Here is a 6,625-nt window from a genome sequence, read left to right as displayed (position 1 = left end):
CTGAAACGCAACGGACGGGTCTATACCGTTGTTGTAGATAATGCCAAGTCCGATACTTTGATGCCTGTCATCAAAAAGAAAATCATGCCGGACAGCATTGTTTATACCGATAGTCTGAGCAGCTACGACAAGTTGGACGTGAGCGGTTTCATCCATTACCGCATCAACCATTCCAAGGAATTTGCAGACCGCCAGAACCACATTAACGGCATTGAGAATTTTTGGAATCAGGCAAAACGTGTCTTGCGCAAATACAATGGAATCGATCGCAAATCTTTCCTGCTGTTCCTGAAAGAATGCGAATTTCGATTTAATTTCGGCACACCGTCTCAACAGCTTAAAATCCTGCGGGATTGGTGTGGAATTTAGGGCTAATCTACGTCAGCCCCTAATATTTTGATTTTATTTGCATAACGGATTCTGCCTGCCGGCATTTCCGTAACGGGATTTTCAATCATTGCATAATTTTTACTTTTTTTCCAGCAGCCACCTTTTCAGACGGCCCCCGTCCAATCCGTTATAATCCGCCCTCTTTTTCATTGCCGGATAACCGCCAAATGGCCGATTCTCCCCCTTCCTGTTACCTCTCGCTCGCCCCGATGCAGGGCTTGACGGACGCTCCGATGCGCGACCTGCTGACCCGCATCGGCGGTTTTGACGAATGCGTCAGCGAATTCGTCCGTATCACGCACACCATCCATTCACGCGCCACCTGGCTGAAATACGCCCCCGAAATCGCCAACGGCAACCGTACGCCGTCGGGCATTCCCTGCACGGTTCAGCTTTTAGGCAGCGACGAGGAAAAAATGGCGGAAAACGCATTGGAAGCCGTGCGCTTCGGCGTGAAGAAAATCGACTTGAATTTCGGCTGCCCCGCACCGACGGTCAACAAACACCAAGGCGGTGCGGTACTGTTGAAAGAACCGGAAAGGATACACCGCATCGTCCGCACGCTGCGCTGCGCCCTGCCCGACCATATTCCGCTGAGCGGCAAAATGCGTTTGGGATTTGAAGACAAAACGCTGGCTTTGGAAAACGCGCAGGCCATTGCTGAAGGAGGAGCCTGCTCGCTCACGGTACACGCCCGTACCAAAGTCGAAGGCTACGAGCCGCCCGCACATTGGTTTTGGGTGAAAAAAATCGCCGATGCCGTAAGCATTCCGGTAACGGCCAACGGCGATGTTTTCACCTTGCGGGATTATCTGGACATTAAGCGGGAAAGCGGCTGCAACAGTGTGATGATCGGGCGGGGGGCGGTAATGCGCCCGGACTTGGCGCGCCAAATCAAGCAATATGAAAACGGGGAAGAAGTATGCGAAATGCCGTTTGCAGAAATCCTCGGCTGGATAAACCTGTTTGTCGATTTGTGCCTGTTTCAGACGACCAACGAAAAATACGCCGTCGCCCGCCTGAAGCAATGGCTGGGCATGATGAAGAAAGCCTATCCCGAAGCACAGGCTTTGTTTGACGCCGTACGGACGGTTCGGGAAGCGGAAGCTGTGAAAAAGATTGTAACGGGTTTCCAAGTTGCCGCCGGATAATCGGAGGCCGTCTGAAAACAAGCCAAGCATTAAAAAAGGCCGTCTGAAATCATTTTTTTCAGACGGCCTTTCTGCCGGTTTATACGCTTATTTTGCCGTTTTGGCCGAGTTCTGCAAATTTTTCATCGGGTTCAAATCAATCGAAGCACCCTGGCTGACAATCCATTTGTTTTCCACCCGCCAAATCCCGCCTTCGTCTTCCAGCCTCACATACCAATGGTTGGCAGGCGGCAGCTTGGCGAACTGACCGAGATATTCGGTCTTATCGCCCGATTTCGGCGCAGTCGAAAGTTTCAGCCCGATACTTTGATCGTATTCCTTTTTGACGGGATGCAGCAGGGTCAGCTTCAGCGGTACTTTGTCGTCAAAGCGGCCGGACACATACACGCGAACCGCACTGCCGTCGGGATTGATGAGGGCCTGCCCCCGGATACCCCGTTCCACCGCCGCCGTATCGCGCTTGAGGTCCAAATCGATATGTTTGCCGTCTTTGTAATAATCGTCGCTGACCAAATCGGAACTGCCGCTGGCAGCCAGATAAAGCGTTACGAAAGCCGCCACCACGACGATGGCCGGACCGGAAAACAGCAGCCACGGCCACGGCTCTTTATACCAGACTTTGGATTTTTCCTGCGCCACGTTTATTCTCCGATAAAGTTGGATTTTTCGTTAATGACACGGCCTTCGGTATCGCCATCCTGACGGTAGGTAAAGGTAAATTTGATCGGATGGCTGCCTTTGTCGGCATATTCGGGAATAGTGGACACTTGAACCGGAACGGTGATGGTCTGCTGTCCGCCGACTCTGATACCCTCTTTCGGCAAGCCGGAAAGTTCGATGTCGTCAAAACCGCTGACCGAAGCCGTTACAGTCTGTTCTTGCTCGCTATTGTTGATGATGCGCAGATTATAGGCATTTTCCAACCAGCCTTTGCTGTTTTCCCGCACCATCACGCCGCGGTCTTTGATGACATCGATACGCAGCGTCGCACGGGTGGCCACGCCGATAATAAATGCCACAATCGCCACAAACAACACTGCGCCGTAACCGACCACGCGCGGACGCAAAAGTTTTTTCTTGATGTCTTTGTCGGTGTATTTGTGCTCCAGCACATTTTCCGTCGTGTATCGAATCAGGCCGCGCGGATAGCCCATTTTGTCCATAATTTCATCACAGGCATCGATACAGGCGGCACAGCCGATACATTCGTATTGCAGGCCGTCGCGGATATCGATACCGACCGGGCACACCTGTACGCACATGGTACAGTTGATGCAGTCGCCCAAGTCGGTTTCGTCCCTGCCGACGTTTTTCTTACGCGCACCACGCGGTTCGCCGCGTTCGGTATCGTAAGAAATAACCAATGTATCGGGATCGAACATCGCGCTTTGGAAGCGGGCATACGGGCACATGTATTTACACACCTGCTCGCGCATCTGATGGGCGAACAACCAGGTAACGAAGCCGTAAAATGCCGCCGCAAACAACGCGCCGCTGTCCGCAGTCATGGTAAACACCGCCGGTACGAATTCGCGTATCGGTGTAAACCATCCGACAAAGGAAATTCCCGTCCAGGCGCATACGGCGAAAATCAGCAGGTATTTGGTCAATTTGATGCGGATCTTACGCAAGCCCCACGACTCTTTGTCCAGCTTCAAACGTTTGTTGCGGTCGCCTTCGACAAAATGGTCTATCCACAACATGATTTCAGTGTACACCGTTTGCGGGCAGGCGTAGCCGCACCATAGCCGTCCGGCCACCGTCGTCCACCAAAACAAGCCGAAAGCGCAGATAATCAGCAACAGCGCTAGATAAATCAAATCCCCCATGCCCAGCGACAAACCGAAGATGAAAAAATGGCGGTTGGAAATATCGAACAAAACCGCCTGACGGCCCGACCAGTTGAACCACGGAATGCAATAAAACACGAACTGCGTCGCCACAATGGCTGCAATGCGCAGTTTGGCAAAACGGCCTTCGGCCTTTTTCGGATGAATGCGCTTGCTCGATTCATAAAGGCGGATAACCTGCTCTTTCGGCTTGCCGGGTTCTTTCGGCTTACTTACAGGCTTTGCCTTCACGGTCGGCTTGTTCTCTGCCGGGTGCCCGGAATCACCTTTACCCTCTGCCACCTGTGCCTCGCCTTCTGCTGGCTTCATGGCATCATCTGATTCTTGTTCGGTCATGGCATGTTCCTTTTAGCTTCTGTTTATCAATGGAATTTACAGATTATATATATAACGCGGAATTATACGCCTTTTTACCAAACGGCTGCACCAAGAACCTTTTATCAACCCTATTCATATTTTAAATACTTCCCTGTATGACTTTTAAAACCGATTTTTTACCGATAAAGGCCGTCTGAATTTGCTATAATGCGCCGTTTTTTCATTTCTCATCCATTCCAATCCCAATGCAGCTGACCGTTATCGGAGTGAACCATCAAACCGCGCCGCTGAGCATACGCGAAAAACTCGCCTTTGCCGCTGCCGAACTGCCCGATGCGGTCGGCAGTCTGATCGACAGCGATGCCGCTCTCGAAGCGGTTATCTTGTCCACCTGCAACCGCACCGAACTTTACTGCATAGGCGAAAGCGCAAAAATCACCGACTGGCTGGCCGCCCGCCAAGGCTTAATGGCGAAAGAAATCCGCCCCTACCTTTACACCTACGGCTGCAGCGACACCGTTCGTCACGCCTTCCGCGTTGCCTGCGGCCTGGACAGTATGGTGCTGGGCGAACCGCAAATCCTCGGTCAAATTAAAGATGCCGTTCAGACGGCACAAGAACAGAACACTGTCGGCACCTGGCTCAACTCGCTGTTTCAAAGAACCTTTTCCGTCGCCAAAGAAATCCGCAGCGGGACTTCGGTGGGCGAACATTCCGTTTCCATGGCTGCCGCATCGGTCAAAATGGCCGAACAGATTTTCCCTTCAGTCGGCAAATTGAATGTCTTATTTGTCGGCGCGGGCGAAATGATCGAACTGGTGGCCACTTATTTTGCCGCCGAAAACCCGCGCCTGATGACGGTGGCCAACCGCACCTTGGAACGGGCGGAAGAATTGTGCGGCAAACTCGGCATCAACGCCGAACCCTGCCTGCTGAACAACATCCCCGACATCCTGCACCAATACGATGTCGTGATTTCCTCGACCGCCAGCCCGCTGCCCATCATCGGCAAAGGCATGGTCGAACGTGCGCTCAAACAGCGCAACCAAATGCCAGTCTTCATGTTGGATTTGGCCGTACCGCGCGACATCGAGGCAGAAATAGCCGATTTGGACGACGTGTACCTCTACACCGTGGACGACATGGCCGATGTCGTGCAAAGCGGTAAAGACGCACGCAAAAAAGCGGCGGCGGAAGCAGAAGTGATGGTAGAACAAAAGGTGGCCGAATTCCTCGAATGGCAGAAAAGCCGCGAAAACGTCCCCCTAATCCGCGCCCTTCGCGACGAAGGCGAACGCGCCCGCCGCCATGTTCTGGAAAATGCCATGAAACAACTTGCCAAAGGTGCCGCCCCCGAAGAAGTGCTGGAACGCCTCTCGGTGCAATTAACCAACAAACTGCTGCACTCGCCTACCCGCACCCTTTCCAAAGCCGGCGGCGGAGACAGTGAATTGGTTGATGCCGTCGCCCAAATCTACCACTTGGAACATCCCGAACGAAAATAAACAAAAGCGGAATAATCCGGCACGGCCATAGCGATACAAAGCATCCTTCGTGCATAAACCACTCCGTACAGCAAAGCAGAAGAGGCCGTCTGAAAACTTTTCAGACAGCCTCTTACCCCATTTTCCGCACACCGTTTCATTGCAACACGACAATACCTGCCGACTCCGACGCATCCGTGCAAAATCGGGCAATACGAAAACAATTCACCCGATGCCCCAACGCATGAACAATAGCTTTCTTCAAGCCCGGACTCCGCACCGCCCCAAACCATACTTCCCGCAAAGAATGCACCCGCATATAACCGATTCGTCTTTGCTTGCTAAAAACGGTTCTTTCCTTTTTTCAGACGGCCTGATTAAAGTGGCAACAGTCAGCTTAAAGAAAGATTCCGTATGTCCATCCAAAACAAGCATCTGAACTGGCTCGAAGCCGAATCCATCTACATCATCCGCGAAGTCGTCGCCGAGGCGAAAAATCCCGCGCTGCTGTTTTCCGGCGGCAAGGATTCCGTCGTGTTGCTGGCGCTGGCGGTCAAAGCGTTCAAACTCGAAGGCCGCCCGCTCAAGCTGCCGTTCAAGCTGCTGCACGTCGATACGGGACATAACTACCCCGAAGTGATTCAGTTCCGCGATGAAACCGTCGCGCGTACGGGCGTGCAACTGGTGGTCGGCAGCGTCGAAGATTCCATCAAAAAAGGCACGGTCGTCCTGCACCGAGAATCCGATTCGCGCAACGCCGCGCAGGCGGTTACACTGGTGGAAACCATTGAAGAACAAGGCTTTGACGCGCTGATGGGCGGCGCGCGGCGCGATGAGGAAAAAGCGCGGGCAAAGGAGAGGATTTTCTCATTCCGCGACGAATTCGGACAATGGGACCCGAAAAGCCAGCGTCCCGAACTCTGGTCGCTCTACAATACGCGGCTCTTTAGCGGCGAAAATATGCGCGTGTTCCCCATTTCAAACTGGACGGAACTCGACATCTGGCAATACATCGCCCGCGAAAACCTCGCACTGCCGCCGATTTATTACAGCCACAAACGCGAAGTCGTCGAACACGGCGGACTGCTCGTCCCCGTTACCCCGCTGACACCGAAACGCGAAGGCGAAGTTTCCCAAATCCGTAACGTGCGCTTCCGTACCGTCGGCGACATTTCCTGCACCTGCCCCGTCGCCAGCACCGCCGCCACACCCGAAGACATCATCGCCGAAACCGCGGCGGCAACCATTTCCGAACGCAGCGCGACGCGCATGGACGACCGCGTGTCCGAAGCGGCGATGGAAGAACGCAAAAAGGCGGGATATTTCTGACAAAGGTTTCCGACAAACACAAAAAGGCCGTCTGAAAAGTTTTCAGACGGCCTTAAACATTAGAAAATTTATTGTGGCGCGGCGGACGGGGCTCGAACCCGCG

At 53.2% G+C, this 6,625-nt stretch carries 6 protein-coding genes; 4 read left to right on the top strand and 2 right to left on the bottom strand.

Annotation, left to right across the window (positions count from 1 at the left end):
* Positions 1–369, top strand: a 369-nt coding sequence (locus tag HMPREF3107_RS10345) for an IS1595 family transposase (protein WP_141742879.1), incomplete at its 5' end; no start/stop codon positions are given.
* Between the two features lie 188 nt (positions 370–557).
* Complete coding sequence (locus tag HMPREF3107_RS10340) at positions 558–1,541, top strand: tRNA dihydrouridine synthase (protein ID WP_070455250.1); 984 nt, start codon at positions 558–560, stop codon at positions 1,539–1,541.
* A gap of 87 nt (positions 1,542–1,628) precedes the next feature.
* On the opposite strand, the gene HMPREF3107_RS10335 is transcribed toward HMPREF3107_RS10340, so the two are convergent.
* Positions 1,629–2,180: a FixH family protein gene (locus HMPREF3107_RS10335; RefSeq protein WP_070455248.1), complete on the bottom strand. Its 552-nt coding sequence runs from the start codon at positions 2,178–2,180 to the stop codon at positions 1,629–1,631.
* A 2-nt stretch (positions 2,181–2,182) separates the two neighbouring features.
* Positions 2,183–3,700: a cytochrome c oxidase accessory protein CcoG gene (gene ccoG / locus HMPREF3107_RS10330; RefSeq protein WP_070455252.1), complete on the bottom strand. Its 1,518-nt coding sequence runs from the start codon at positions 3,698–3,700 to the stop codon at positions 2,183–2,185.
* Positions 3,701–3,954: 254 nt separating this feature from the next.
* Between ccoG and hemA the strand changes: the two genes are divergently transcribed.
* Positions 3,955–5,214, top strand: coding sequence for a glutamyl-tRNA reductase (hemA, locus tag HMPREF3107_RS10325; RefSeq protein ID WP_070455246.1), 1,260 nt, complete (start codon positions 3,955–3,957; stop codon positions 5,212–5,214).
* Positions 5,215–5,607: 393 nt separating this feature from the next.
* Positions 5,608–6,522: a sulfate adenylyltransferase subunit CysD gene (cysD, locus tag HMPREF3107_RS10320; RefSeq protein ID WP_070455244.1), complete on the top strand. Its 915-nt coding sequence runs from the start codon at positions 5,608–5,610 to the stop codon at positions 6,520–6,522.
* The last annotated feature ends 103 nt before the right edge of the window (positions 6,523–6,625 follow it).

The sequence above is a fragment of the Neisseria sp. HMSC31F04 genome (assembly GCF_001807735.1).
Taxonomy (GTDB): Bacteria; Pseudomonadota; Gammaproteobacteria; order Burkholderiales; family Neisseriaceae; genus Neisseria; species Neisseria elongata.
The sequence above is the reverse complement of the archived record's forward strand: the minus strand, read 5'-3'. Positions and strand labels throughout refer to the sequence as shown.